Origin of the sequence: Janthinobacterium lividum (assembly GCF_011601275.1) — a bacterium.
Classification (GTDB): domain Bacteria; phylum Pseudomonadota; class Gammaproteobacteria; order Burkholderiales; family Burkholderiaceae_D; genus Janthinobacterium; species Janthinobacterium lividum_E.
In genome coordinates, this window is the sequence record NZ_JAAOLY010000001.1 from 234,419 (window position 1) to 260,686 (window position 26,268).

Genomic DNA, 26,268 nt, shown 5'->3' on the forward strand with positions numbered 1-26,268 from the left:
GCGAAGCGGCGTGAATGCATGATGCAGCAGCCATGCCAAAGTCCGATTGCGTCAGATCCCTTAGATTCGCGGCCATGCAATGCGCACGGTTTATTTGACGCGCGTGGTGTAGTCGAGCGGCATCCACTGGAAGCCCTTGCCTGCGGCTTGCAGACGTCCCAGGCCGGGGAAGGGCAAATGGCTGCCGCCCAGGAGGTCGCCGGACGCGGCCGCCCGCTGAAACACGGCCAGGCGGCTGGCCCGGGCGGCGTTGCGCTCGACGTCAAACACGATGGTCACATCGGGCCGGCTGAACTGCACCGGACCGACGTGGATGAGGTCGCCAATCAGGAGCAGCCGCTTGCCCTGGCTTTCGACCTGGTAGACCGTGCTGCCTGCCGTGTGGCCGTAGGCGGAAGCTGCCGATATGCCCGGTACGATCTGGGCGCCAGCGCTGAATGGCTGGTATTTGCCTGCATTGATATACGGCGTCAGCAACGCCGTTGCCGCATCAAAAAACTCCAGGTCGCTCGCAGGCGCGGCCTTTCTTGCTTCGGTCGACAGCCAGTAGCCGGACTCGCGCTGGTCGGCACGCACGGTTGCATTGGGAAACGCCAGCTGGCCGTCCGACATCAGTCCCCCGATATGATCGGAATGCAGGTGGGTAAGCAGCACGTCATCGATCTGGCTCGTCGTGTAGCCCGCTGCCTCGATATGCCGCACCAGCTGGCCCAGCCGGCTGCCGAACAGGGCGCCGCCGCCCGTATCGATCAGCACGAGTTCCTTGCCCGTGTTAATCAGGTAGGCGTTAAATGATGTTTCAAGCGGCACCTCGAGGTGAAGCTTGGCAATATCAGCCCGGGTTTTTTGCGCGTCAGCGGACAGCAATGTATCGACAGGCAAGTCCAGCGTGCCATCGCTGAGGGCGGTAACTTCGAAGGCGCCGAGCATCATGCGGAAATATCCGGGCGCCTGGGTGCCGGCCATGGGCGCTGCGGCGTGCGACGTGGCCGGGATGGCGATACCGCCCGTTGCAAGGAGGGCGAATGCGGTGGAAACAAGCGCGCGGCGCACGGCACTGGCACGGAAATAATGACTGGACACGGTTACTCCTGGGTTAGGTGGGGAGCTGTTACGATAAGCTCCCGCATAAAATCATACAAATCGATTGTTATGATGATCAATATCAGTGAGAACGATTTTCGCCACGTGGACTTGAATCTCATGGTCGCGCTCATGGTGCTGTTGCGCGAGCGTAGCGTCTCGCGGGCAGCGCAGCACCTGCACCTTGGCCAGCCGGCAGTCAGCGGCGCCTTGGCCCGCCTGCGTAGCCTGTTCGACGATGAACTGCTGGTGCGCGCAGGTGGGAAGATGTTGCCCACTCCGCGCGCACTCGAACTGGAACGCACGGTCGGCCAGGCGCTGCACGCCATGCATGCCGCCTTATTCCAGGTATCGTCGTTTGATCCGCTGACCGTTGCCAGGACGGTTACCATCGGCATGCCTGACTGGATCGATACATGGCTGTTACCGCCGCTACTGGCCGCGCTCAGCCGCAAAGCTCCCCACGTGCGTGTGCGCGTGCTTGAAACCGACCCTTACACCGTCTCGGACATGCTGGCCAAGGAGACGATCGAGCTCGCTATCGGGGCCTTCGACCCAGGCGCGCCCTGGCAACGGCGTGTTGCGCTGGCGTCGATGGCGTTCCGCTGCGTTGGGCGCCCCGAGGTCATGGGCGCTGGCGGGCAAATGACGTTGCAAGAATATATCGGGCGCGCACACTTGCTGGTGTCGCACCGGGGCGCGTTTGAGGGGCGTGTCGACAAGGCGTTGGCAGCGCTCGGATTGACGCGCAACGTGATGTATACAAGTCCGCACTTCTCCTCACTGCCCAGGGTGCTGCAGCGGGTCGATGCGGTGGCGGCGGTTCCGGAAGGCCTCGCGCCCATCTGGGAACATGATTTCGGCCTGGTCTCTGCCCCCATTCCACTCGATCTGCCGACCATCGAGATCGCCCTCGTCTCCCACGCGACGCGCGACGGGGACGCGTTTGTGCTATGGATGTGCGACGTCATCAAGGATATAGTGCTCCGCCTTGCTGCCGGCAGTACGCAGTGAGCAATCGCATTACCACAATACGTTTCCCGGACATTTTGCACGCTGTGCTGCAGTGCGCCATGACCGGCGCGGCGTTTCGGTGCACTATTGGCATGCCTGCGAAGAACAAATTTCGATGTCTGACTTGCCTACCTGGAGAAACATCATGTCCGCACATACCTATAAATTGATCGAGCTGGTCGGCACATCCACCGAAAGCAGCGACCAGGCGATACGCGATGCCATTGCCAAGGCGGCGCTCACGGTCAAGCATATGGACTGGTATGAAGTGACGGAATCGCGCGGGCATATCGTCGACGGCAAGGTGGCGCACTTCCAGGTCACCCTGAAGGTGGGCTTCCGGCTCGAATAGCAAGGCGGCGCGCTCAGCGTCGCCCAGGTACTCCCCGGCTCTCCAGCCACTCGCGGCCGCCGTTGTCCAGCGCGGTCTCGATGACCTTTTCCGGCAGGCTGTAGACGGTCGCCCAGCTAGCGCGGCCGTCCTGCGTGTTGGCGGGGAAACTGTGCGTCTCGATGGGCCAGTGGTATTTGCGTTTCAGCGCCTTGACGATGGCGGCCAGGGAAACGCGGCCTTGCAGCGGTTCGGCGCCGGACTGGTCGCGGTTCGACAGCAGCACGGCGAGGACCTGGCCGCGGCCCGTGCGTGCGCCGGGGAAAGTGGGGGGTTTGTTTGCCATGGCCTATTTTACCGGGCACGGCGCGATGTGCCGCACCTTTGATCTGGCGCAAACGCCGCAGCGGCTTTGCGGCCACGATGGGCGTTCCGCCAGACTGCCGGCGCCCCTCCGGCGGCCTGGGCTTGATACAAGGGGCAAAGGAGGACATCATGCACAGCCTGAACATCCACGCCATGCAATGGCAGCCCGTTGCCGATATTTCCGCCGTTAATCCGCTGCTACCTGAGGACCTGGCCTGCTTTCGCGAACTGCGCGACGTGCTGCAACGCTATGGCGCGCTCGACCGCTTCGGCATTTCCCTGATCCACCGCCATTTCGACATCGCCGATGACGAAGAATTGATGGAGTACACGGATGCGGAAGCACGCACCCTGACGGTAAAGCCTGTCAAGAAAAGCGACATCGACTGGCAGCACACGACGATTACCAACTGGAAACTGACAGAAGACGAGGAGGTGGCCCGCATCGGCTGCGGCTGCGCGCGCAATTCGGGCGGCCACTTGGGCTACCACCGCGGTACCTGAGCCAGCCTTTGACTATCCTGTTCCTGAAAGGTCCTGCCATGGATGATGACAAACCCAGCAAGTCACGCCGCAGCTTTGTCGAAGGCATCGCCGGCGGCGCGCTGGCCACCTTCGCAGTCCCCGCCGCCGCACAAACTGCCATGGCGCCAGCGGCACCTGCCAGGCCGCCAGCGCCCAGCTATCCGCGTCCGCCATTTCCCGTCCAGCAACAACCGTGGCCGGGCTTGGCCAGCCGCATGAATCCGCGCCCCGACCATGGCGAAACCAGTTACCAAGGATCAGGCCGCCTGACGGGGCGCAAGGCCCTGATCACAGGCGGCGATTCCGGCATCGGGCGTGCGGCGGCCATTGCCTTTGCGCGCGAAGGCGCCGATGTTGCCATCAACTACCTGCCGGCCGAGGAACCCGATGCGCTCGAGGTGATGCAGCTGATCCGCGCCGCCGGGCGCAAGGCGGTAGCCATTCCGGGCGATATCAAGAGCGAAGCCTTTTGCCAGAAGCTCGTCAGCGAAGCGGCGCGCCAGCTGGGCGGCCTCGATATCCTGGTCAACAACGCGGGGCGGCAATTCTCGCGCGATTCCATCCTCGACATCAGCACGGCGCAGTTTGATGAAACCTTCAAGACCAATGTCTACGCCATGTTCTGGATCACCAAGGCGGCCGTGCCCCTGCTGCCGCGCGGCGCCAGCATCATCAATACTGCCTCGGTGAACGCCTATGACCCCGGCGAGAACATCATCGACTATGCCGCCACCAAGGGCGCCATCATGATATTTACCAAGGGGTTGGCCAAGCAGCTGGCAAAACAGGGCATCCGCGTCAATGCCGTGGCGCCGGGGCCGTTCTGGACTGCCCTGCAAGTGACGGGCGGGCAGCCGCCGGACAAAATCCCCGGCTTTGGCCAGGATACGCCCATGGGACGGCCCGGCCAGCCCGCGGAACTGGCGGCCGTGTATGTGCTGCTGGCCTCGCAGGAATCGAGCTATGCAACGGGACAGGTCTATGGCGCCACCGGCGGGCGCGGCGGGCCATAGACTTGGCCTTGGGCGCCCGGCGGCAAACGCCGTGAAGACGGCGTCGACCTTTCTTACACTTCGCCCTATAAAGCTCAGCCCACTTTGCGCAAGTAGTTGATTCAACATGCTTTTTTTGTGTGGCACGCAAGCTGCTTATCACTGTCTACGAGATGAATCCAGGCAAGCCATTCTGGATTTTTTATCCCCCGGATTTTCCGAGACTGACTACGATAAGAGGCTGCGATGAACGTCGATCACACACGAAGCAAGACTCTGGGTTGGCTGGGCGCACTGGCGGCGGCAAGCTTGCTTGCCAGCGGCCAGGCGCAGGCCGGCGCGTACGGCCTGGCCGTCAACGAATTGAACTCTTTCCGCATCACCACCAGCGCCGGCGCGCTGTCGCTGGCCGGCGCCAACCGCAATGCCAGCGACAGCGCCTTCTTCGAGGGCGGCGTGGCCGTCAATCCGCGCGCCGTCAATACCGGCCCGGCCGCCAACGCCGACGTGCTGCAAGTGTGTTCGGGCGGCGGCTGCGGCGGCTTGCCGCAAAATAACTACGCACCCAGCCCCAGCTCCACCCTGGAGTTCGCACGTGGCGACGCGCATGCCTTTGGCAATATGCTCACGGCCGCCGGCTCCACCGTGCGCGCCGTGGCGGAAGCACAGCGCGACACGGTCGGCGCCGCCACGGCCACGGCAGGCGATACGCTCACCGGTTCCGTCAACCTGACCCTGTCGAGCGCCGGCTTCATCACCTTCAACTTCATGGGACGGCGCGACCTGCGCACCAGCGTGACGACCATGGGTGACAAGTCGAGCGTGTCGATCATGGATATCTTCAATATCTCGTGCAATACTTCCAGTCCCGTGGGCTGCCTGTCGAACGCGAATGCCGATGGCGTGATCTTCCAGTTCGCGCCCGATGGCGACGCCAACAATGGCAGCGACGTCAATGGCAATCATACGGTCGGCAGCCTCGATCCCTTCAGCCTGAACATGACGGCCGGCACCAACGACCCGGCCACCGGGCGCGCCTTCACGAATGGCTTTGCGATGTTTTCGCTGACGTCGAATTTCGCCCTGCCCGCCGGCAGCTACACCTTGAACTTTTCCAAGTCCACGCGCACCGACATCGTCGTCATCGAACCCTTGCAAGTACCGGAGCCAGGCACCCTGTTCCTGCTGGGCACGGGACTGGCAGCCCTGGCTTTTACGCGCCGCCGCCAGCCGAAATAATCCGCAGCATGAAAAACACGCGGCGCCCGCAAAGGCGCCGCTTTTTTTATGCCGGCAGAGATGTGTTAACCGAGCCGCGCCAGCGCCCGGCGCGCCAGTTGCAATTGCTGCAGATAATAGCGGTGCAGCATGGCGGGGTCGCTCAGGTCGCGCCCCAGTACCAGGCGCAGCTCGCTGGCGGGGCAGTCGGCAGCCTGGATCTGCACCTGGGTACGCACCTGTGCGCCAAGCTGGCGGGCCAGCTGACGCGCCGCCGGCTCCTGCGCGGGCCGGTATTCGACGCGCGTGCGCGCCACCTGGAAGCTGGTTTCATTGGCCAGGCGCACCACCTGCACGGGCGCACCGGCCAGGCTGCGCGCCAGCGTCGCGGCCAGGCCGGGCACGCCGTTGCCGTTGACAATTTCCAGGCGCGGATGCGGCGCACCGGCCACAGGCGCAGCCGGCACCGACGCGCTAACGGGCAGGCTGCGCTCCGCCGCCGGCACGCGCCGCAGGCGGGCCATGCCATCGTTCTGCGTAATCTCCACGCGCGCCATGGCGGGCGCATCCGGCACCGGCGCGGGCACTGACTCAACCTTCGGCGAAGTCTCACCGCGCAACAAGGCCATGTCGCGCCGCACATCGTGTTCCTGCAAGCTGGCCGCCTGGCGCCGCATGACGGCGGCGCGCGCATGCTGTCCCAGCCGTTCCAGCACCTGCGCCAGGTGCTGCCAGGCCAGCACATTGAGCGGGTCGAGCAGGCAGGCCTGTTCCAGCGCAGTCAACGCTTGCGCATCGCGTCCGCTTAAATAATAGGCATGTCCGAGATTGCTGAACAGATAGGCCTGCCGCGGCTGCGGCGTGCCCGCCTCCTGCGTCAAGGCCAGCCAATGGGCGATCGCCGCGCCATGTTCGCCCCGCTGCGCATGCAGCACGGCCAGGCCGTTGCGCGCGTTCAGGTGGCGCGGCGCCGCGCGCAAGGCTTGCTCATACGCAGCTTGCGCGGCGGGCAGGTCGCCCGCGTCAAAATGCTGGCGCCCCGCGACATAGGCCGCATCGGCATCGGCAAGGGGCGGCGCGTGCGCCGTGTGGCTGGCGCAGGCCCCCAAGCCCAGACAGGCGCAGGCGGCGGCCAGGCGGGATATCGTCAAGCGCATGGTGACTCCTTTCAGCGGCTGGCCATGGCCGGCACCAGCACGCGATAGACTTCGATCACGGCCGGCCCCATGAGCACCAGCATCAGGGTGGGAAAGACGCAAAAGATCAGCGGGAACAACAGTTTCAGGGCGATCTTCGCTGCCGCCTCCTCGGCCAGCAGGCTGCGCTTGCCGCGCAGGTTTTCCGAATGCACGCGCAGCGAATCGCCCATGCTCGTGCCGAAGCGTTCCGATTGAATCAGCATGGCGACCAGGGTGTCGACGTCTTCCACGCCGCTGCGCAGGGCCAGGTTACGCAGCGCCTTTTCCTTGGAAAAGCCGGCGCGCATTTCCATCAGCACCAGCTGCAATTCCTGCGCCAGCACCATGCTCTTGATATGGATTTCGCCCGACACCTTCACCAGCGCACGCTCCAGGCTCAGGCCCGCTTCCACGCACACGGTCAGCAAGTCGAGCGCGTCAGGGATGTTTTCAAAGATGTCGCGCTGGCGCCGCTTGGCCGTGCTGGCCAGCACCAGGTTCGGCAGGTAATAGCCGATGGTGGCGCTGACGCACAGCAGCAACAGCAGCACGCTGCGCAGCTGCGCCGCCATGGCGCTGGCCGCATACAGTCCCAGCACGGTGGGAAACAGCAGGGCCAGCACGCTTTTCGCCGCAAAGTACAGGGCCGGCGCGCTGGCCTGGCGCCAGCCCGCGTTCATGAAGCGCGTGCGCAGCGGCGAGCGCTCCCACCCCTCTTCCGGCAGTGACAGCTTGCTGAACGGCTGCGCCACGCGCGCCACGCGCTCCACCCAGCCGTTTTCCACCACCGCCTCGCTGGCGGCCGGCGCCGTGGCGCCAAACAGGCGCTGGCGCAGGGTACCGGGAAAGAAGATCACCCACGCCAAGAGAGCCAGCGCCACCACCACGGCAAAGACAATCACGAGAAACAGCAGTTGTGCACCGCTCATACCGCCCCCTGTTTTAGATGCGGATGCGGATGACGTTGCGCATCCAGACCACGCCCAGCGCCACCATGCCGGCCGCGTACCACAGCAGTTTGATGCCGCTGGGATCGGTCCACAGCAGGCGGATGTATTGCGGGTTGACCAGCGCCATGACGCCGATCATCACCACCGGCATCAGCCCCAGCACCCAGGCCGACATGCGCCCCTCGGCCGACAGCACGCGCACCTGCCCCAGCAGCTTTAGCCGGGCGCGGATGATGCGGGCGATGCTGACCAGCACCTCGGCCAGGTTGCCGCCCGATTCGCGCTGCACCAGCACGGCGATGACGAGGTAGCGCAAGTCCGTCAACGGAATGCGCGCGGCCAGGTTTTGCAGCGCCTCGTTCATCGGCACACCGTAATTGATCTCTTCGTGCGCCATCTTGAATTCGCCGCTGATCGGCTCATTGAGTTCATCACCCACCATCTGCAGCACGTTCGAAAACGAGTGCCCGGCGCGCAGTGCGCGGGCCAGGAAGTCGGCCGCTTCCGGCAGTTGCGCCTCGATCTTTTTCAGCCGCGCCGCGCGCGCGCGCAGCACGCACAGACACGGTGTGCTCACGGCGCAAGACAGCAGCAGCAAGGCACCGGGCAAGGGCATGGAGCATGCCGCCAACAGCAGCAAGGCCGCCAGCAGCAAGGCGCCGGTGCCGCCCAGGAATTGCGCCACCGACCAGGACAAGCCCGATTGCAGCAGCAAACGGTCGAGCCGTGCCGCCTGCGGCGCGCGCCGCAGCAAGCGCTCCAGGCCGGGCGAACGCGCATAGCGGCGCTGCTTGAGGATGGAGACCCGCTCGCCGCCCCCCTCGCCGCGCGCCGCCATCAGCCGCAAGCGCCGGTTAATGCGCCGCGCCGCGCTGCCATGCGTGCCCGACCACCACAGCCATGCGCCCTCCACCATCAGGATGCAGGCGGCGAACAGCAGCACGGCAAAGCCGTAGAAGACAAGATCCATGATCCCTCTCCTTATTCATAAATTCGGTCGGGATCGAACACGCTGTCGGGCACGGGCGCGCCGAACATGCGCAAGCGCTCCGTAAAGCGGGGCCGCACGCCCGTGGCGCAGAAGTGGCCCTGCACCTTGCCGTCGGCATCGACGCCCGTCTGCTCGAAGCGGAAGATTTCATGCATGGCGATGATGTCGCCTTCCATGCCCGTCACTTCCTGCAGGCTGACCAGCTTGCGCGCGCCGTCCGTCAGGCGCGACACTTGCATCACCACCGTCACGGCCGAACAGATCTGCTGGCGCGTGGCGCGCGGGGTCAGGTTCACGTTGGCCATGCCGACCATGTTTTCCAGCCGCGCCAGCGCGTCGCGCGCCGTGTTCGAGTGGATGGTCGCGAGCGAACCTTCATGGCCCGTATTCATCGCCTGCAGCATGTCGAGCGCCTCGGCGCCGCGCACCTCGCCGAGGATGATGCGGTCGGGCCGCATGCGCAGCGCATTGCGCACCAGCGCGCGCTGGCTCACCTCGCCCTTGCCCTCGATATTCGGCGGACGCGTTTCCAGGCGCACCACGTGCGGCTGGCGCAGCGCCAGTTCGGCCGCATCCTCGATGGTGACGATGCGCTCGCTGCCGGGAATGAAGCCGGACAGCACGTTGAGCAGGGTCGTCTTGCCGCTGCCCGTGCCGCCCGAGATCAGGATGTTGACCTTGGCCTGGCCCAGCGCCTGCAGCACCTGCACCATGGGCGGCGTCAGGCTTTTGTAGTCGAGCAGGTTGGCGATGGTGAGCGGCTGCACGGCAAAGCGCCGGATGGATAAAATCGGCCCATCGACGGCCAGCGGCGGAATGATGGCGTTGACCCTGGAGCCGTCGGGCAGGCGCGCGTCGACCATCGGACTCGATTCATCGACCCGCCGTCCCACGCGCGAGACGATCTTTTCGATGATCTTCATCAGGTGCGCATTGTCGTGGAATGTCACGTCCGTCAGCTGCAGCCGCCCGCCCCGCTCGACATATACCTTGTCGCAGGTATTGACGAGGATATCGGAGACGCTGGCATCGGCCAGCAAGGGTTCGAGCGGACCAAAGCCCAGCATCTCGTGCTGGATGTCGAGCACCAGGCTATGCCGTTCGTGCTGGTTCAGCACGATGCGCTCTTCCTCGATCACGCGCTGCACCAGCAGCGCCAGCTCGTGCTTGAACTGCTCGGCCGTCAGGCGTTTCAAGCGTTCCAGGTCGATACGGTCGAGTATCGTCTGGTGCATGGTTTTTTTCAGTTCCTGGTAGGCGTGCAGCGCCAGCGCGCCTTGTCCATTCGTGGCGGGGCGCACCGTTTCATTCGCCGCCAGGCGTTCGCGTAAAGTCATCTCGGCTCCCATGATGGCCCCCGGCGGGAGCCTTGACAATGTCCTGCGCTAGGCTTCGCTGCGGCTGAACAGACGGTCGAACAGGCCGCGGCTTTCCGTCACGCGGCGCGCCGTCACCAGCTCCACCAGCTCGGCCAGGCTGCGCGCCACGGCGCTGGTACGCGACAGCTGCAGCAGCGGAATGCCCTGGTTGACGGAATCGGTGGCGGCGATGTAATCGTTGGGCACCGTGTGCACCACCTCCGCGCCCAGCGCCTGCTCTAGGTCCGCCAGGCGCAGGCGTCCACCCTTTTCATAGCGGTTGACGATCAGGCGCAAGCGCTCGCCCGGATAGCCGAGCGAACGGAAAATGTCGAGCAGGCGGCGCCCGTCTCGGATGTCGGGCAAGGCCAGCTGCAGCACCGGATAGATGGCGTCGGCGTTGTCGAGCGCGCGCAGCGACAGCGCATCGATCTGGCGTCCCACGTCGAGCACGATATAGTCGTAGTGCTGACGCGCCACGACCAGGATGCGATCCATGTGCTCGGGCTGCATGTCGACCTTGTGCGACGGGTCGTCGGCCGCCGCCAGCACGCCGAAGTTCGGCGTCACGTGCACCAGGCACGAGGCGAGGAAGGCGCCGTCCATGCGCGCGATCTGGGCGCAAATGTCGGACAGGGTCATGGCCGGCTTCTGGTCCGACACGTACAAGGTGGCGTCGCCGAACTGGCCATGCAGGTCGATCAGCAGCACCTTGCAGCCGGCCAGGCTGGCCAGCGCGTAGGAAAAATTCGTCGACAGGAAGGTGGCGCCGCTGCCGCCCTTGCACGAGATGAAGGCGAGCACTTTGCCGTCGCGCATCTGCGTCACGCCGGCCTGGATATCGACCCTGTCCATCGCCTCGTGAAAGGCCTTGTGCACCAGCGGCAGCTGCAGCACTTCGCGCATGCCGGCGCGCATGGCGCGGATCAGCACATCCTGCTGCTGGCCGCGCGTGAGCAGCATCAGGACGGCCAGCGGATACTGGCGCGCCAGGCGCTCGAGCAGGTCCGCTTCATCGGCATCGATGCCGCTGGCGTCGACGATCACCAGTTCCGGCGCTTCCGGCAGCATGCGCTCGACGGCGTCGCGCAGGCCGCTGCGCCGCTCCAGCAGCCGCAGCACGGGCATGCGGGCCGCTCCCTGCGCGGCAATTTCATCGTGCAAGCTGGTGTCGCGGCTAATCATCAAGGCTTTCATCGCACTTCCTCGCTTCTTTCAGGTCTACACATTCGGCTGCGCCGCCAAGTGGCGCTCAAGGACAAAAACCGGGATTGTCCGGATAGCCCAGCGACTCGGCCACCGCCATGGTGGCGCCGTTGGGCAGGCGCACGGCGCCTGCGCCGGAGGGAAACATCACGTTCAGCAGCGGCAGGATGGGCCGGTACGGCACGCTCTCGCAGCGCACGCCATCGCCGGGCACGCACAGGCGCGCGCGCACGAAACGGATGCAGCTGGCGCCATGCGGATCGTCCAGGCAATTGATGCGGTTGCGTTGCGGGCAACCAGGCATCACCGTCACCGGCACGGCCGCCAGCGCGGCGCCGCCGGCCAGCGACAGATAATCGATGCGCACATACGCATCGCTGATGCCGCCACCGAGCGGCAACACGCCCGGCGCGGCGCGCAGCACGGCGTGCGTGCGCACGGCCTGCAGCGCACTTGCATTGCTGAAATCGGTGACGGCGGCGCCGCGCGCGGCACGCCGGGTGATTTCATGCACCATATTCCATAAATACACAGCGCGCGCCACTTCCAGCAAAGCAAACAGGAACAGGAAGAACAACAGCGCCAGCATGCCGAACTCGACAGCGAAGACGCCGCCCTGGCGCTGCCGCCGGGGGCGCAGGTTAATTAACATAGCGCAATGTCGCATTGGCACGCAGCGGGATAGGCGCCAGCTGCGGCAGCCACTTGCGCGTCAGCTCGGGCAGAATATCGACGGGCATGTCCACGGACACCTTGATGCGTACCTGCAGCGGCGCCGTCGGGTAGTTGCCGCAGCTATAAAAGTCATCGTTATAGATGCAATCCACGTTGACTTTGCCGCTGCTCATGCTGGGCCAGGATTCCAGCATCGCCTGCCGCACCATCTGCCGGGCAAACACGGCGCCCTGCTCCGCCGCATCGGCATTGGCCATCTGCGGCAACGGCATGGTCGCCAGGTAGCGCGCCGCATCGTGCGCACTTTTTTGCAGGGCCGTGTACGCCAGCAGCGCGCGGCCAAACAGCAGCACGAAGGGCAACAGGCCCATGAAAAACAGCATGATCAGCGCCAGCTCGATGGCGGCGACACCCTGTTGGCGGCGTGGCGGCCTCATTGCAGCAGCTCCGCCGGGCCCACCAGCGTGCCCTCGGCCACCAGGCCGTCAAATTCGGCGCTCAGCACGCCATTGCTGGCCGGCGCCGTCATGAAGAAACGGCCGATGCCGCGCACCTGCGCCAGCACGTCGCTGCCAGCCGGCAGCGGACAGGCCAGCAGGGGAATATGCAGCAGGCGCCGCTGCGCCACGCCCGTGTTGCCGGTTGGCGCCGTCTGGTACGCCAGCGTCTGATATGGCGGCGTGGCCGGATAGCCGGACTTGGCGGCCGGCGCGGCAGGGCTAGCCGGATACAGCTTGGGCCAGTCGCTGGTGGCAAACGGCAGGTAGCCGTCGATCGGCTTCACACTGCTGTACCTGGCCGCCTTGGCGAACGACCACAGCGGTCCATAACTGCCGACCGCGGGCGGCGTCGCGTTCGACTCCGGATCGGCCACGGACAGCAGCGGATTACCAATGCTCAGGGCGCTCGGCGCGTCGGGCGAGTTCGTCATCCACCAGTTCGTGGCCGTATTCGGATAGGGGCGGATATTCGTGTCGGGCGGCGCCGTGACCGTATGGCAGCCACTGCCCGCATGCTGGTTGAAGCGGGCGTTGAAGGCAGGCCACAAGGTGGCGGGAAACGGCCTGTGCACGTGCACCTGGGCGCTGCCGATGCGCGGGTACAGCACCGTGCCACTGCACACAAACGGCAATACGCTGGACTCGCCGACCTGCTGCGACGGTCCCACCACACCCGGCTGGCCCAGGGGATTGAGGACGAAATGTTCGGCCGCCGGGCCATGCGGATTGAGTTTCAACAGGTTGTACGCCACGCCGCGGCGAAAGCCGTATTCCAGCAACTCGACGGCCGGCAGCAGCGCCGCATTCGTGCGCGGGCTGGCCGCGCTGGCCGACAGCGCGCAGACGGCCAACGGCGTCAGGTGCAAGCTGGTACGTCCCGCCACGGCGCGCGCCACCGTGTCGAGGGTGCGCAGCGCCGGCGACCAGGCGCCCAGGAACGCCGTCGCCACTCGCCCCAGCGAGGGCGTATTGGCCTGCGTATCGACGCGCACGAACAACGCCGTGACGGGATCGGGCACGGCGCCCGCCGCATGCCACCCGCTGGCGGGGGCATCGGGTGCGCTGGCGAAACGGATGCTGGCGTCCGACAGGATGGCGCCCTGCATGCGGCGGCGCCACGCGCTCTTGTCGGCCGCGCTGCTCTTGGCCTTCGTCACGGCCGCAAGCAAGCCTTCGGGCGTGCCCACCAGTTCCGCGGCCGCCGCCAGCGCCGCGTTGTCGGCCAGGTTCTGCAATTCCGTCTTGCGGCCGATGACCTGCCCCACGTCGAGCGCCAGGCCGATAAATCCCAGCACCAGAATAAGCAGGATGGAAAAGGCGATCAGCATCGCCCCGCGCTGGCCCTCGCGTCTACTTGCCATTGCCGCCTCCCAGCATGAACTGCACCGGCTGCGGCGCCTGGCCGTTCGGTTCGACGAACGAGGCGCGGTAGCGCTGCATGACGGCGTGCGCGCTGGGGCCGTCCAGCCCGTCGGCAGGCTGGCGATTGCCCGTGCTGGCCGGATAACGCACCTGCTGCGCCATGGCCAAGCGCACGGCGTCGCCGAAGCGCGGGTCCAGCTGCGGCGTGCTGCTGTGCGCGCAGGCGGCCAGCTGCAAGGCCAGGGCCAGGGCGGCCAGGCGCCGCAGCGACGTCAAGAGCGAGTTCGGCATGGCGTATCTCCCCGTCTCATTTCAACTCGAAACCGTTGGCCGCGCGCGGTGGCGGCACGGACGGCGGCGCCAGCGGCAAGGTGCCTTCCATCTTGCCGCGCAACATCAAGTCCGTGCGCGAGGGCGGCACCAGCTGCGCCGTCGGCAGCGCGGCGTCAGCCGGCAACGGTTTGACCAGGTGCGCGGTAATGACGAACAGCAATTCCGTGCGGTCATGCTGGAAGTCCGTGCTGCGAAACAGCGCGCCGAGAATCGGCAGCTCGCTGAGCCACGGCACGCCCGTGATGTTGCTCACCTGGTTGTTCTTGATCAAGCCGCCGATGGCGTAGCTCTGGCCGTCGTACAGCTGCACCGTGGTCGAGGCGCGCCGCGTGGTGATCACGGGCAGAATCGAACGTCCGCTGACGCCGGCGGCGGAAATGCCCACCCCTTCGCGCGACAGTTCCGACACTTCCGGCGCCACCTTCAGATTGATGCGCCCGCCCGACAGCACGGTGGGCGTAAAACGCAGGCCGACGCCATACTCGCGCTCTTCCAGGGTGATCTTGTTGTTGTCCTGGCCAACGGGAATGAAAATCTTGCCGCCCGCCAGAAAACTGCCCTCCTGCCCGCTGATCGCCATCACGGTCGGCTCGGCCAGGATGCGCACCAGGCCATCCTGTTTCTGCGCCTCGATGGTCAGTTGCTGGCCATTCGACTTGCGCACGTCGAGCAAGCCATTGGCCGTGCCGCTCAAGAAATTTGACAGCAAGGTGGTGGCCCAGCTGCCGGACGCGAAGCGCAGGGTCGCGCCCACTTCCAGGCGCTCCAGCAGCGACTTCGACACTTCGGCGATCTGCACGGCCAGCATCACCTGCTGCGGCGCGCTGACGTCGAGCATGTTGATGATGCGGCTGTTCGCGCCACCAACACCGCCAGCGGGCGCCGTGGCCGCCAACGGCATGGCGGCGCCATCGGCAGGCTTCGGCAGCGCCAGCGGTGCGGTTGCGCGACGCACATAGGCATGCGCCAGCTCGGTGGCGCGCAGCACGGCGCCTGCATCCTGCACCGTGCCCGATAGCACCAGGGTGTCGGCCACGGCTGTCACGCGGATGGCTTGTTCTTCCGGCATCAGGGCTGCCAGGGTCGTTTGCAGGCCGGACGGGTCCATGCTGACGCTGACGTTCACCACGCTGCACACGCCGCTGCGTCCCTGGATGATCATGTTCGTGCTGCCCACGTCGACACCGACCACATATAAAGTGTCGGGCGCGACCAGCATGGCTTGCAGCATGGCCGGATTGCCGACGCTGCGGGCCAGCACGGCCTCGGGCAGGCGCAGCATGCTCGACTTGCCCACCTGCAATTGCAAGTTGCCGGGCGTCGCCGCTTCGCCGCCGCAGCGGGGGCCAGGTTCGGCTGCCGCGCCGGCAAGCGGCAACAGCAGGCAGCACAGTGTCAGCAGAGCGCGGTTCATGAGCGTGTCCATGGTTGGCTAAAAACATTCGTGCGACTGGCGCGTCCCGTCGATGACGGTACTGCACTGGCGCTTCGCTTCCGGCAGCGCCTTCGCCACGCGCACCGGACGCGGCGCGGCGGCCAGCACGGGGGCAGCGGCAGGCACGGGAGCAGGCTCGGCGTCGTGCGGTCCGCCCAGCAAGGTCAGCTTGGTGGCGCCCACCGTCACGCCCGGCTGCGGGTCGACCTGGTTGCGCAGCACCAGCGACAGGCTGCCCACGCTGCGCGCCAGGTCCAGGTTTTCCGCCTGTTCCGGCGTCACTTCCAGGGTCACGGCATTGACCACGCGCGGTTTGGTTTCGTCGCGCCCCACTTCCTGCGCCACGGCCAGCACGAGGATGCGTTCGAGCACGATCTTGGAAATATTGCGGCTTTGCGGAAACGCGCGGTCGCCGGCATCCTGCTGGGTACTGACGATGATGTCGACATAGTTGCCCGGCAAGGCGAAGCCGGCCACGCCGATCACGTCATTGACGCGCACTGTGATGGCGCGCCGCCCTTCCGTGATCAGGGCCGACAGGCCGCCCAGGGTGCCGGCCGGCGCCAGCTTGGCTTCGCTCAGCGGCTCGCCGCGCAGCACGCTGGTTTTCAGCACCCGACCGGCCAGTTTTGCCGGGTCTTGCAGCGCGCCTTGCGGCAAGCTTTCCGCCGGCCATTCGGCCAGGCGCAGCATCTCGGGCGTCAGGCGCTGTCCCAGGTTGACATCGGTGGAAGCGACGACGATCTTGCCCTTGCCGGCCGGCGTCTGGCGCAGCAGCCAGTGCGAGGCCAGCAGCACGGCCAGCAGACCCAGCACCACAGCCAGGGCCATCATCATGAGGGCGCGGCGGTTCTTCATGCGATACGCTCGCACAGGCTGGCGGCCGGCATGTCGCAGCTGGCAAACAGGCTGCTCCAGGCCTGCTCCAGGGCGGCTACCGTCAGGCGCGTGTCGCAGCCGGCAAAGCCGGCGAAGTCGCCCATGCGCGCCAGCAATTCCTGCGGATAGCTGGCCAGCAGGGGCCGGCCCTGTGCGCCGTGCAGCTGCAGCAAATGGTTCACGGCCAGCTCGTCGATGGCCATGCCGGCCAGCCGGCATTGCTGGCGGAACAGGGCGCGATAGGCGTTCTCGGCCAGCGGCCCCACCTGCACCTTGTAGCCGATGCGGCGCAGCAAGGCGGCGTCAAACAGCTCGACCGGCGGCACGTTCGTGGCCAGCACGAGGGCATTGTCGAACGGCACGCTGATCTGCACGCCGCCGGGCAAGGCCAGCTGGTCACTGCCGCGCGCCAGCGGCTGCATCAGCCGCGTCAACAGTTCTTGCGCGCCCAGGCGCTGGCGGCCCAGGTCGTCGATGATCAGCATGCCGTTATTCGCCCGCACGTGGGGCGGCGCCTGGTAGCAGCCGCCGCTGGCGTCGTGGCGCAGCTCCAGCATGCCGGCGTCGAGCTCGGCGCCCACGTGGATCACGGGGCGCTGGCACAGCACCCAGCGGATATCCGTGCTGCGCCGTTCCAGCGCCTGGCGCGCGTGACTGACGTGCTGCGGCGCGGGCGGCAAGTGCTGGGCCGGATCGTACAACTGGATGATGTCGTGGCCGACGACGATGGCGTGCGGCACGGCGACGAGACCGTGCAGCAATTGGCCCAGCTGCAGCGCCAGGGTCGACTTGCCGCTGCCGGGCGGACCGTACAGCAGCAGCGAGCGTCCCGAATGCAGGGCCGCGCCGACCACGTCGAGCATGCCTGGCCCGGCATGGGCGCCACCGAGCACGGCGGCCAGGTCGTCGCTGCCGACGCGCTGTTCCTGCGCCAGCCACGACTGGCGCGCCACCATCGCGCGGTACGCTTCCAGGGTGACGGGCGCGGCGCCGATATATGCGCAGCGTTCGAGGAAGGCGCCGGCGCGCTGCTTGCCGGCGCTCGTCAGCTGATATTGCACATCGATATCGGATTCGCCGCGCCAGGCCACTTCGGCCATCTGCTCCGTCACCATGAAATCGAGCACTTCGCGCAAGACATTGATCGACAGGCGCAGGCGCGTCGTCAGCGCGGACAGGTGCGTCTTGCCGCCCACAAACATCAGCTTGGCGATCAGTTCGACGACCAGCGGCCGCTCCAGTCCCGTTTCGCGCAAGCTCTTCGGCTGCGGCGGCAAGGGCGGCATCAGGTTCGCATCGGCAGGGCGCGGCGTGCTGTCGGTGCTCATGGAATAGTCGACCTCGGTCATGCTGCGTCTCCTAGCCGGTTAAGACTGCATTGAACAGAATTCATTCTAGCGAGCGGGCACTGGCGCCCATTGATTCAGAGCAATGAATGCCAATCAGAAATAATGCCGCCCTTGCACCACCAGGCAGCCCAGGGCAATGGCCAGTCCGTACGGCATATTGCCCACGCTGGCGCCGCTGCCCAATGCGCTTGGCGCCAGGGGAATGCCGGCCATGCGCGCGATCATCGGCCACAGCAGCTGGCGCAGATTGCCCAGGCAAACGCGCCACTTGCCCTGGTACGTGAGTATCAGCACGGCGATCACGCCGCCCAGGACAAACGTGGCAAAACAGATTTGCAGCACGGGCCAGGGACCGGCAAAGGCGCCCACCATGGCGATCAGCTTGACGTCGCCGGCGGCCATGCCGCGCAGCACATATAAAGGCAGGAACAGGAAGAAGCCCGTCGCCATGCCGCCCAGCACCAGTTGCGGCACGCGGTGCGGCCACAACCACAGATGCAGCGCCAGCGCGGCAAGCATGCCGGCCAGCACCAGCCAATTCGGAATCTTGCGTTGGATCAAATCACTGACGGCGGCCGCCGTCACGAAGCACAGCAACAGCAGGTCGCACAAGGCAGTTGCAGGCATGGCACACCTCCCGAAAAAAACCCGCCACCGGCCGGCCAGTGGCGGGCACCCGCTTAGGGCGTCAACACCAGGTTCGACGAAATATCGGTGAGGACGGCCAGCAAGTTGGTCTTGATCAGCAAGAAACCGGCCGTGATGGCGGTAGCCATCAACGCCGCAATCAGGCCGTATTCGATTGCCGTAATGCCATCCTCATCCTTGACAAACTGCTGTACTGCCGACAGGAAGGTATGCATGACAAGCTCCCAAAAGTGAATCACAAGTCCCTGGCGCAATCGGGTGTGAAACATTGCCCTTTCCTGCTAATATGTTTCCTGCCGTAAATTTCTGCGCCATTACATTGACTATAAAGCGTCCACGTTTTGGCAAATTGACGCGCCACAAGTTTCCACATGGAAATTATCAAACTCTGGTGAAATGGCGGCTGGCGCAAACAAATGTTGCGATCCGGATTGAAAGCCTGCGTCAGGGCAAGTTTTTTGCAATGCGGTGCATGAATCTCATGTATTTACATGAAATATTGCATACGTTAATTGCCTATTAGGCAAAAAGACATTATCCTGCTTAGCTCTTCTTTGGAAAGGCCTCTCGCCCGGCGGTACAGAGCGTCATGCCACCAAATAAATCTTGGCTTCTTGTAGACGGACGCGAACATGCTCTTGCTTGATGCAATGCTGGTATGACGACACTTGTGTGACTACTTTCCAGAGATCGACAATGGATTCCCTACTGAAACACATGGTGGATATGACCGGGCACCGCGACCACACGATGCTCGACATCTCCGTGATCTCGGCCGTCCAGGAACTCGCTGCCGCGTCGCAGACCCGTGTGCTGGCCCTGACCACCGTGCGTGGCCAGGTGTTCGTGCGGTCGCGGGCCATCATCGTGGCGGGCAGCGTGGCCCGCATGGAAGAGCATAACGACCCTATCTTGCCCGGCGAACCGCTGTCCGACTACCCGGCCCTGGCCGCCTGCATCAAGCGCCATGAAGCGAGCGCCGACACCGTATGCGCCGACGGCCGCCACCTGCTGTGGCTGCCCATCTGGATCGGTGACCAGGTCACCACCTGCCTGGAAATCACCAACCCCACGCCGTACACGGGCGCCACCATCCAGGTGATCGGCGGCATCGTCAGCGTGTACCGTAATTTCCAGAACCTGCTCGACTACAGCGAACGCGATTCGCTCACCGGCTTGTTGAACCGCAAGACCTTCGACGACCAGCTGGCGAAAATCCTGCACAGCCGTGGCGAACCGGAAGCGGAAAAGCCGCGTCCCGTCGATGAAGAACGGCGCCACCATACGGACACGGAACGGCAATGGCTGGCCGTGATCGATGTCGATCATTTCAAGCTGGTCAACGATAAATTCGGTCACCTGTATGGCGATGAAGTGCTGATCCTGATCGCCAACCAGCTGCAATCGTCGTTCCGCTCGCAAGACCGCATCTTCCGCTTCGGCGGCGAGGAATTCGTCGTGCTGCTGCGCTCGATTACCCTGGACAATGCGCAGAAAATCATCGACCGTTTCCGCACCAATGTCGAAGCGCACGACTTCCCGCAAGTGGGCAGAGTGACCGTCAGCGTGGGCTTCGTCAGCATCAACGCCTACGAAGCGCCCGTCATCATCCTCGGCCGCGCCGACCAGGCCCTGTATTACGCCAAGAGCCATGGCCGCAACCTGGCGTGCCACTACGATGAGCTGGTGGCAAAAGGCTTGCTGACAACCATTACCTCGAACGATACGGCAGAGTTTTTCTAAGCGTCTGCAAGGGAAAGAAAACGCATGGGATCGACTTGCCACTTGGCGGCCGACTCATGGCCGACGATCTTGTCGGCGCCGCCAAAACCAAAGCCGCGCGACAAATCGACCGTTTCCGGCTTGATGTAGGTCTTGCTCTTCGTACTGAAAAACACATTCACTTTCGGCGCCAGCAGATTGCTTTCGTGCGCCTCGATGACGACGGCCAGGCGGCCCGATTCCAGCATCACCATGGTGCCTACCGGATAGATACCCACGCAGCGCATGAAATCCTGCGCGAACACGGGATTGAAGTGGAATTTGCTCCACTCATAAATCTTGCGCAGGGCTTCGGCGGCGGGAATACCCTTGTGATAGCTGCGGTCCGACGTCAGCGCGTCATACACGTCGACGATGGCGGCCATCTGCGCCAGCTCGCTGATGGCATCGCCAGCCAGCTGGTCCGGATAGCCGCTGCCGTCGCGCCGTTCATGGTGATGCAAGGTGATATCGAGGGGAATCGCGCCCACTTCGGGCGACTGGCGCAGGATCTCGTAGCCGTCGCGCGGATGGCGCTTGATCTGGGCAAATTCTTCCGAGCTCAGGGGGCCTGGCTTGTTCAGCACGCTGTCGGGCACCAGCGCCTTGCCCGTGTCGTGCAGCAAGCCACCGAGGCCGGCCTGGTGCGTGGTGGCCGCATCGATGCCGCGCGAGCGGCAAAACGCCACCAGCAGCGCGCATACGCTGACAGAATGCAGGAAGGTGTAGTCATCCTTGTTCTTGATGCGCAACAAGCCGACCAGGGCGCCGGGATTGCGCAGGATCGACTCCGTAATGTCTTGCACCGTGTGCTGCACGCGGTCGAGCTCGACAGCCTTGCCCAGGCGTACGTCGGCCATCACCGTGCGCACCAGGCTCGTCGCCTGACGCCGCACCTGCGTGGCGCGCGCCAGTTCCATGCCCAGCGACACGCGCGTGACCACTTGCGGCGCCGCGGCGATCTGCACCAGCTCGCGTTCCGTGTCAGCCTGGGCCTGCACCACGGTGGGCGCGTCCTGCACGTCGAGGCCCTTGCCGCTGTCGATCACCACGTCGTGAATGCCCGCCTGCATGATCTTGCGGATTTCATCGTCACTGCGCAACAGGAAACGGTTGCGCACGAATGGATGCGTCATCCAGTCGCAGCTGAGGTCATGAATGTACATGCCCACTTTTAATTGAGACGAATCAACTTTCTTGAGCATGCTGTCATCCCACAAATACGCGGCTGGAGCACCGAAGGCGCTAGAATGAGTATAACAAAATTGTTATTCTGCTGGCCGCGTTCGGCGCTGCGGCGCAACACCCTGTTTTTTCCGCTCAACGCCCCCTCAACGCACCGCTCTTGGGACCCATGGAACTGCGCCAATTACGCTACTTTGTTGCCATCGTCGACCACGGCTCGCTGTCGCGCGCGGCCCTGATCCTGCACGTGGCGCAGCCGGCCCTGACGCAGCAGCTGCGCCAGCTGGAAGAGGAGCTGGGCGTGCAGCTGCTGCACCGCTCGGCCCAGGGCGTGCTCAGCACGGACGCGGGCAAGGTGTTTTACGAACATGCGCAGGCGATCCTGAAACAGGTGGCCGACGCCCGCTCTGCCGTCACGCAAAGCGCCACGCGGCCGTCCGGCAATGTCACCCTGGGCTTGCCACATAGTATCTCCGGCGCGCTGGCCCTGCCCCTGCTGCTGGCCGCGCGCGAACGCTACCCCGAAATCACCTTGCAACTGACGGAAGAAATCACGGGCAACCTCAATGAACAGCTCAAATCGGGCCGCATCAACCTGGCCGTGCTGTTCGACGATGGCCAGCTGACCCCGTTTACCTGCAGCCCTCTGGTGGAAGAAGAGATGCGGTTTATCTGCCGCAGCGATTCGCCGTTCGCGCCCCCGGGCTCGGCGCTGTCGTTCCCGCAGGCATTGAGCGCCACCCTGATCCTGCCGGGTCTGCAGCATGGCGTGCGCCCGCGCATCGACAGCCGCGCCCGCGAACTGGGCCTGGAGACGGCGAACGTGATCGAAATCAATTCGATCGCCATCCTGAAATCGGCCATCCTGGCCGGCATGGGCGCCACCATCCTGCCCGCAGCACCTCTGCTGGCCGAACTCGACAGCGGCACCATGCGCAGCTACGCCATCCACAGCCCCGTCCTGTCGCGCACGGTAGCCCTGTGCGCCTCGAAAAACATTCCCCTGACGAACGCAGGCAACGCCGTGAAAAATCTGGTGCTGCAAGTGGCCGCCGAGCTGTGCGGCAGCGGGCGCTGGGTGGGCGCGAACGTGCTCTCGCCCATGACATAAGTATTTCTTATACCCCCATCGGCAAACCATATTTGCCCCTCTCCCCCGCTCGTTCTACACTGACCACATTAACTATTTTAAATTTAAAATAGTTATGTGCCGCCCACACGCGGCCATCCCGTCTGCACAGCGCGCGCCTTACCGGGCGCGCTCCTTGTACAGCCGTCATCTGAAACACCCTTTTGGAGACAGCCATGTCCGTGACCACGGAAAACGGCTCCGCAGCGTTCGCTAGAAACGCCGGTGCCGCGCCATCTACCCCTCTTGAGCCTTCCCGTTTGACCACCGTCAGCCTCGACGACAAATACACGGCCACTTCCGGCGCCATCTTCCTTTCCGGCATCCAGGCCCTCGTGCGCCTGCCCATGATGCAGCGCCTGCGCGACCAAGCTGCCGGACTGAACACGGCCGGCTTCATCTCCGGCTACCGCGGTTCGCCCCTGGGCGGCCTCGATGAAAACCTGTGGAAAGCCAAGAAACAACTGGAAGCGCACCACGTGCAGTTCGTGCCCGGCGTCAACGAAGACTTGGCCGCCACGGCCGTCTGGGGTTCGCAGCAAGTCGACCTGATCGGCCCGGCCAAGTACGACGGCGTGTTCGCCATGTGGTACGGCAAGGGCCCTGGCGTGGACCGCTGCGGCGATGTCTTCAAGCACATGAATCATGCGGGCACAGCGAAACTGGGCGGCGTGCTGCTGGTGGCCGGCGACGACCATGGCGCCTATTCGTCGACCCTGCCGCACCAGTCCGACCACCTGTTTTCCGCCTCGATGATCCCCGTCCTGTATCCATGCAATGTGCAGGAATACCTGGACCTGGGCATCCACGGCTGGGCCATGTCGCGCTTTTCCGGCTGCACGGTGGCCTTCAAGGCGCTGGCCGACACGGTCGAATCGTCGGCCTCCATCGATGCCGATCCATTCCGCGTGGAAGTAAAAATTCCGCAGGATTTCCACATGCCCGAAGGCGGCCTGAACGCTCGCCTGTCGAGCATCCCGCTGGGCCAGCAGGCGCGCAATCAGGAAGCGCTGATGCAGGATTACAAGATCTATGCGGCCCTCGCTTACGCGCGCGAAAACAAGCTCAACCACACCACCATCGACAGCCCGAACGCCAAGCTGGGCATCATCGCTTCCGGCAAGTCCTATCTGGACGTCCTGGAAGCGCTGGAAGAGCTGGGCATCGACGAACAGATGGCGGCCGATGTCGGCATGCGGCTGTTCAAGGTGGCCATGCCGTGGCCGCTGGAACCGGACAGCGTGCGCGAATTCGCGCAAGGCCTCGATGAAATTCTCGTTGTCGAAGAGAAGCGCCAGATCGTCGAATACCAGCTCAAGGAACAGCTGTACAACTGGCGCGACGACGTACGTCCACGCGTCATCGGCAAGTTCGACGAAAAGGGCGAATGGGTGGCGCCGCGCGGCGAATGGCTGCTCACCTCGAAGGCGGATTTTTCCGTCTCGCAAGTGGCCAGAGTCATCGCCAGCCGCATCGCGCGTCTGATTTCCGATCCCGTCACGTGCGACCTGATCAAGGCGCGCCTGAGCTTCCTCGACGCCAAGGATGCGGTATTAAAGAAAGCCGTGAACACGCCGTTCCGCCCCGCGTTTTACTGCTCCGGCTGCCCGCACAACACCTCGACCAAGGTACCCGACGGCAGCCTGGCGCTGGCCGGCATCGGCTGCCACGTGATGGCCACGTCGATCTATCCGGAAATGAACAAGCTGACCACGCACATGGGTGGCGAAGGCGCGCCGTGGATCGGGCAAGCCGCGTTTTCGGAACTGCCGCACGTGTTCCAGAACTTGGGCGACGGCACGTATTTCCACTCGGGCTATTTGGCCATCCGCGCCGCGCAGGCGGCCAAGGTCAACATCACCTACAAGATTCTGTACAACGACGCCGTCGCCATGACGGGCGGCCAGCCCGTGGACGGCCTGATCACCGTGCCCATGATGGCGCAGCAGGTGGCGGCCGAAGGCATCGCCCGCATCGCCCTCGTCACGGAAGATCTGTCGCGCTATGCAGACCGCAGCAACCTGCCTGCCCACCTGACCTTGCACGACCGCAAGGACATGGATGCCGTGCAGCGCGAATTGCGCGAAGTAGCCGGCGTATCCGTGCTGATCTACGACCAGACCTGCGCGGCGGAAAAGCGCCGGCGCCGCAAGAAAGGCGAGTATCCGGACGTGGCCAAGCGCATGGTCATCAACGACGCCGTCTGCGAAGGCTGCGGCGACTGCGGCGTGCAGTCGAACTGCGTGTCGATCTTGCCGAAGGAAACGGAATTTGGCCGCAAGCGCACCATCGACCAATCCTCGTGCAACAAGGATTACTCGTGCGCCAAGGGTTTCTGCCCCAGCTTCGTCACCGTCGAAGGCGGCAGCCTGAAAAAGACCAAGACGGGCGCGGGTAAAACGGGCGAGACGGACAATTTCGGCCCGTTGCCAGAACCTGTATTGCCCGCTTGCGACGCGCCATACAACATCCTCATCAACGGCATCGGCGGCACCGGTGTCATCACCGTGGGTGCACTGATGGGCATGGCGGCGCACCTGGAAGGCAAGGGCGCGTCCGTGCTGGACATGACGGGCATGTCGCAAAAGAACGGTTCCGTCACCTCGCACGTGAAAATTGCAAAATCTCCCGCGCACATCCGCGCCCAGCGCATCGCCACGGGTGAAGCGGACCTGATTCTGGGCTGCGACATGCTGACGGCCGGCGCGCAGGATGCCGTGTCGAAAATGCGTCCGGGCCGCAGCCTGGCCGTCGTCAACCTGCACGAGCAGCCGCCGGGCACGTTTGCGCAAAATGCGGACTGGCAATATCCGACGGCGGAAGTGCGCCAACTGATCGAGGAATCCGTCGGTGGCGCGGACGCGGCCGACTTTATCGACGCGACAAAACTGGCCACCGCGCTGATGGGCGACTCGATCGCCGCCAACCTGTTCATGCTCGGCTACGCCTGGCAAAAGGGCCGCATCCCCCTGACGGAAGCGGCCTTGCTGCGCGCCATTGAATTGAATGGCGTGGGCATCGAGTCGAACAAGAAAAGTTTCCTGTGGGGTCGCCGCGCCGCCGTCGACGTGCGCAAGGTGACGCAAATCGCCACGCCGTCGCAAGCCATCATCGTGCAAATGCCGCAAAGCCTCGACAGCGTCATCAAGAAGCGCGTGGAGTTCCTCACCGCCTACCAGAACGCTGCGTATGCGGATGGTTATGCCACGCTGGTGAAACAGGTGCGCGACCGCGAAAACACCTTGGGGCTGGGCCAGAAACTGTCGACGGCTGTCGCCAAGAGCTATTTCAAATTGCTGGCCTACAAGGATGAGTACGAAGTGGCGCGCCTGTACACGGATGGCCGTTTCGTGGAGCAATTGCAGCAGCAATTCGAAGGGAATTTCTCCGTGAAATTCAACCTGGCGCCACCGCTGTTCGCCAAGAAAGATGCCAAGGGCCACCTCGTGAAAGCGGAATTAGGTTCCTGGATGTGGCGCGCCTTCAAGCTGCTGGCCAAAGCCAAAGGACTGCGGGGCGGCACCTTCGACCTTTTCGGTTATACGGCCGAGCGCAAGATGGAACGCGCCCTGATCGTCGAATACCGCGAACTGCTGGCCGGCTTGCTGGTCAACCTGACGGCGGACAACCTGGCCACCTGCGTGGAACTGGCATCGCTGCCGGAAAAAATCCGCGGCTTCGGCCACGTCAAGGAAGCGGCTGTCGATACTTACCGCAAGGACAAGGCGAGATTGCTGGCGAAGCTGGCGGATGGCAGCAAGCACGCGGCATAAAAGACAACGCAGAGCCTTGGCTCTGCG

General features: G+C 64.5%; 25 protein-coding genes. 8 read left to right on the plus strand and 17 right to left on the minus strand.

Annotated features, from left to right (window positions below; genetic code table 11):
• Positions 1 to 90: 90 nt before the first annotated feature.
• On the minus strand, positions 91 to 1,083 hold the full coding sequence (locus tag GYK42_RS01090) for an MBL fold metallo-hydrolase (RefSeq protein ID WP_346768042.1): 993 nt from the start codon (positions 1,081 to 1,083) through the stop codon (positions 91 to 93).
• A 69-nt stretch (positions 1,084 to 1,152) separates the two neighbouring features.
• Here GYK42_RS01090 and GYK42_RS01095 point away from each other — a divergent pair, with 69 nt between their 5' ends.
• On the plus strand, positions 1,153 to 2,097 hold the full coding sequence (locus GYK42_RS01095; protein WP_166445994.1) for a LysR substrate-binding domain-containing protein: 945 nt from the start codon (positions 1,153 to 1,155) through the stop codon (positions 2,095 to 2,097).
• A gap of 145 nt (positions 2,098 to 2,242) precedes the next feature.
• Positions 2,243 to 2,449: a dodecin gene (locus GYK42_RS01100; protein ID WP_034753599.1), complete on the plus strand. Its 207-nt coding sequence runs from the start codon at positions 2,243 to 2,245 to the stop codon at positions 2,447 to 2,449.
• Positions 2,450 to 2,462: 13 nt separating this feature from the next.
• Here the strand turns inward: GYK42_RS01100 and GYK42_RS01105 are convergent, their stop codons facing one another.
• Complete coding sequence (locus tag GYK42_RS01105; RefSeq protein ID WP_166445995.1) at positions 2,463 to 2,774, minus strand: hypothetical protein; 312 nt, start codon at positions 2,772 to 2,774, stop codon at positions 2,463 to 2,465.
• Positions 2,775 to 2,923: 149 nt separating this feature from the next.
• On the opposite strand from GYK42_RS01105, the gene GYK42_RS01110 reads away from it, so the two are divergent.
• The 3 genes from GYK42_RS01110 to GYK42_RS01120 all read left to right on the plus strand — a co-directional run bounded on the left by GYK42_RS01110 (position 2,924) and on the right by GYK42_RS01120 (position 5,550).
• The gene (locus GYK42_RS01110) at positions 2,924 to 3,298 is read left to right on the plus strand and encodes a hypothetical protein (protein ID WP_052755468.1); all 375 of its coding nucleotides are present in this window, start codon (positions 2,924 to 2,926) and stop codon (positions 3,296 to 3,298) included.
• Positions 3,299 to 3,336: 38 nt separating this feature from the next.
• Positions 3,337 to 4,332 (plus strand): SDR family oxidoreductase, encoded by a 996-nt coding sequence (locus tag GYK42_RS01115; protein ID WP_166445996.1) that lies wholly within the window; start codon positions 3,337 to 3,339, stop codon positions 4,330 to 4,332.
• A gap of 225 nt (positions 4,333 to 4,557) precedes the next feature.
• Entirely contained in the window at positions 4,558 to 5,550 is a 993-nt protein-coding gene (locus GYK42_RS01120; RefSeq protein WP_082127509.1) for an EDSAP-1 family PEP-CTERM protein, read from the plus strand.
• Between the two features lie 65 nt (positions 5,551 to 5,615).
• Here GYK42_RS01120 and GYK42_RS01125 read toward each other — a convergent pair whose 3' ends face one another.
• The 14 genes from GYK42_RS01125 to GYK42_RS01190 all read right to left on the minus strand — a co-directional run bounded on the left by GYK42_RS01125 (position 5,616) and on the right by GYK42_RS01190 (position 18,608).
• Positions 5,616 to 6,686 (minus strand): LytR C-terminal domain-containing protein, encoded by a 1,071-nt coding sequence (locus GYK42_RS01125; RefSeq protein ID WP_166445997.1) that lies wholly within the window; start codon positions 6,684 to 6,686, stop codon positions 5,616 to 5,618.
• A gap of 11 nt (positions 6,687 to 6,697) precedes the next feature.
• Entirely contained in the window at positions 6,698 to 7,636 is a 939-nt protein-coding gene (locus GYK42_RS01130; RefSeq protein WP_046681967.1) for a type II secretion system F family protein, read from the minus strand.
• Between the two features lie 13 nt (positions 7,637 to 7,649).
• Positions 7,650 to 8,627: a type II secretion system F family protein gene (locus GYK42_RS01135; protein WP_166445998.1), complete on the minus strand. Its 978-nt coding sequence runs from the start codon at positions 8,625 to 8,627 to the stop codon at positions 7,650 to 7,652.
• An 11-nt stretch (positions 8,628 to 8,638) separates the two neighbouring features.
• Positions 8,639 to 9,985 (minus strand): CpaF family protein, encoded by a 1,347-nt coding sequence (locus GYK42_RS01140; RefSeq protein ID WP_080698639.1) that lies wholly within the window; start codon positions 9,983 to 9,985, stop codon positions 8,639 to 8,641.
• A gap of 48 nt (positions 9,986 to 10,033) precedes the next feature.
• Positions 10,034 to 11,203, minus strand: coding sequence for an AAA family ATPase (locus GYK42_RS01145; RefSeq protein WP_166445999.1), 1,170 nt, complete (start codon positions 11,201 to 11,203; stop codon positions 10,034 to 10,036).
• 55 nt (positions 11,204 to 11,258) lie between these two features.
• Entirely contained in the window at positions 11,259 to 11,864 is a 606-nt protein-coding gene (locus GYK42_RS01150; protein WP_166446000.1) for a TadE/TadG family type IV pilus assembly protein, read from the minus strand.
• On the minus strand, positions 11,854 to 12,324 hold the full coding sequence (locus tag GYK42_RS01155; protein WP_046681964.1) for a TadE/TadG family type IV pilus assembly protein: 471 nt from the start codon (positions 12,322 to 12,324) through the stop codon (positions 11,854 to 11,856). Before GYK42_RS01155 ends, GYK42_RS01150 begins: the two co-directional genes overlap by 11 nt.
• On the minus strand, positions 12,321 to 13,748 hold the full coding sequence (locus tag GYK42_RS01160) for a pilus assembly protein TadG-related protein (RefSeq protein ID WP_166446001.1): 1,428 nt from the start codon (positions 13,746 to 13,748) through the stop codon (positions 12,321 to 12,323). Before GYK42_RS01160 ends, GYK42_RS01155 begins: the two co-directional genes overlap by 4 nt.
• Positions 13,738 to 14,040, minus strand: coding sequence for a hypothetical protein (locus tag GYK42_RS01165; RefSeq protein WP_166446002.1), 303 nt, complete (start codon positions 14,038 to 14,040; stop codon positions 13,738 to 13,740). The genes GYK42_RS01160 and GYK42_RS01165 overlap by 11 nt, the downstream gene beginning before the upstream one ends.
• 16 nt (positions 14,041 to 14,056) lie before the next feature.
• Positions 14,057 to 15,496 carry a type II and III secretion system protein family protein gene (locus GYK42_RS01170; RefSeq protein WP_166446003.1) on the minus strand — a complete coding sequence of 480 codons (1,440 nt, stop codon included), beginning with the start codon at positions 15,494 to 15,496 and terminating at the stop codon, positions 14,057 to 14,059.
• An 18-nt stretch (positions 15,497 to 15,514) separates the two neighbouring features.
• Complete coding sequence (cpaB, locus tag GYK42_RS01175) at positions 15,515 to 16,375, minus strand: Flp pilus assembly protein CpaB (protein ID WP_166446004.1); 861 nt, start codon at positions 16,373 to 16,375, stop codon at positions 15,515 to 15,517.
• A complete protein-coding gene (locus tag GYK42_RS01180; protein ID WP_166446005.1) occupies positions 16,372 to 17,745 on the minus strand; it encodes an ATP-binding protein in 1,374 nt (457 codons plus the stop codon). The genes cpaB and GYK42_RS01180 overlap by 4 nt, the downstream gene beginning before the upstream one ends.
• 93 nt (positions 17,746 to 17,838) lie before the next feature.
• Entirely contained in the window at positions 17,839 to 18,372 is a 534-nt protein-coding gene (locus tag GYK42_RS01185; protein WP_166446006.1) for an A24 family peptidase, read from the minus strand.
• 53 nt (positions 18,373 to 18,425) lie between these two features.
• The gene (locus GYK42_RS01190) at positions 18,426 to 18,608 is read right to left on the minus strand and encodes a Flp family type IVb pilin (RefSeq protein ID WP_034752975.1); all 183 of its coding nucleotides are present in this window, start codon (positions 18,606 to 18,608) and stop codon (positions 18,426 to 18,428) included.
• A gap of 481 nt (positions 18,609 to 19,089) precedes the next feature.
• On the opposite strand from GYK42_RS01190, the gene GYK42_RS01195 reads away from it, so the two are divergent.
• Positions 19,090 to 20,136, plus strand: a complete 1,047-nt coding sequence (locus GYK42_RS01195) for a GGDEF domain-containing protein (RefSeq protein WP_166446007.1) — start codon at positions 19,090 to 19,092, stop codon at positions 20,134 to 20,136.
• Here GYK42_RS01195 and GYK42_RS01200 read toward each other — a convergent pair.
• A complete protein-coding gene (locus GYK42_RS01200) occupies positions 20,133 to 21,359 on the minus strand; it encodes an HD-GYP domain-containing protein (protein ID WP_046682074.1) in 1,227 nt (408 codons plus the stop codon). The genes GYK42_RS01195 and GYK42_RS01200 overlap by 4 nt on opposite strands.
• Positions 21,360 to 21,508: 149 nt before the next feature.
• On the opposite strand from GYK42_RS01200, the gene GYK42_RS01205 reads away from it, so the two are divergent.
• The gene (locus GYK42_RS01205; protein WP_166446008.1) at positions 21,509 to 22,450 is read left to right on the plus strand and encodes a LysR substrate-binding domain-containing protein; all 942 of its coding nucleotides are present in this window, start codon (positions 21,509 to 21,511) and stop codon (positions 22,448 to 22,450) included.
• A 194-nt stretch (positions 22,451 to 22,644) separates the two neighbouring features.
• Entirely contained in the window at positions 22,645 to 26,241 is a 3,597-nt protein-coding gene (locus GYK42_RS01210; protein WP_166446009.1) for an indolepyruvate ferredoxin oxidoreductase family protein, read from the plus strand.
• The last annotated feature ends 27 nt before the right edge of the window (positions 26,242 to 26,268 follow it).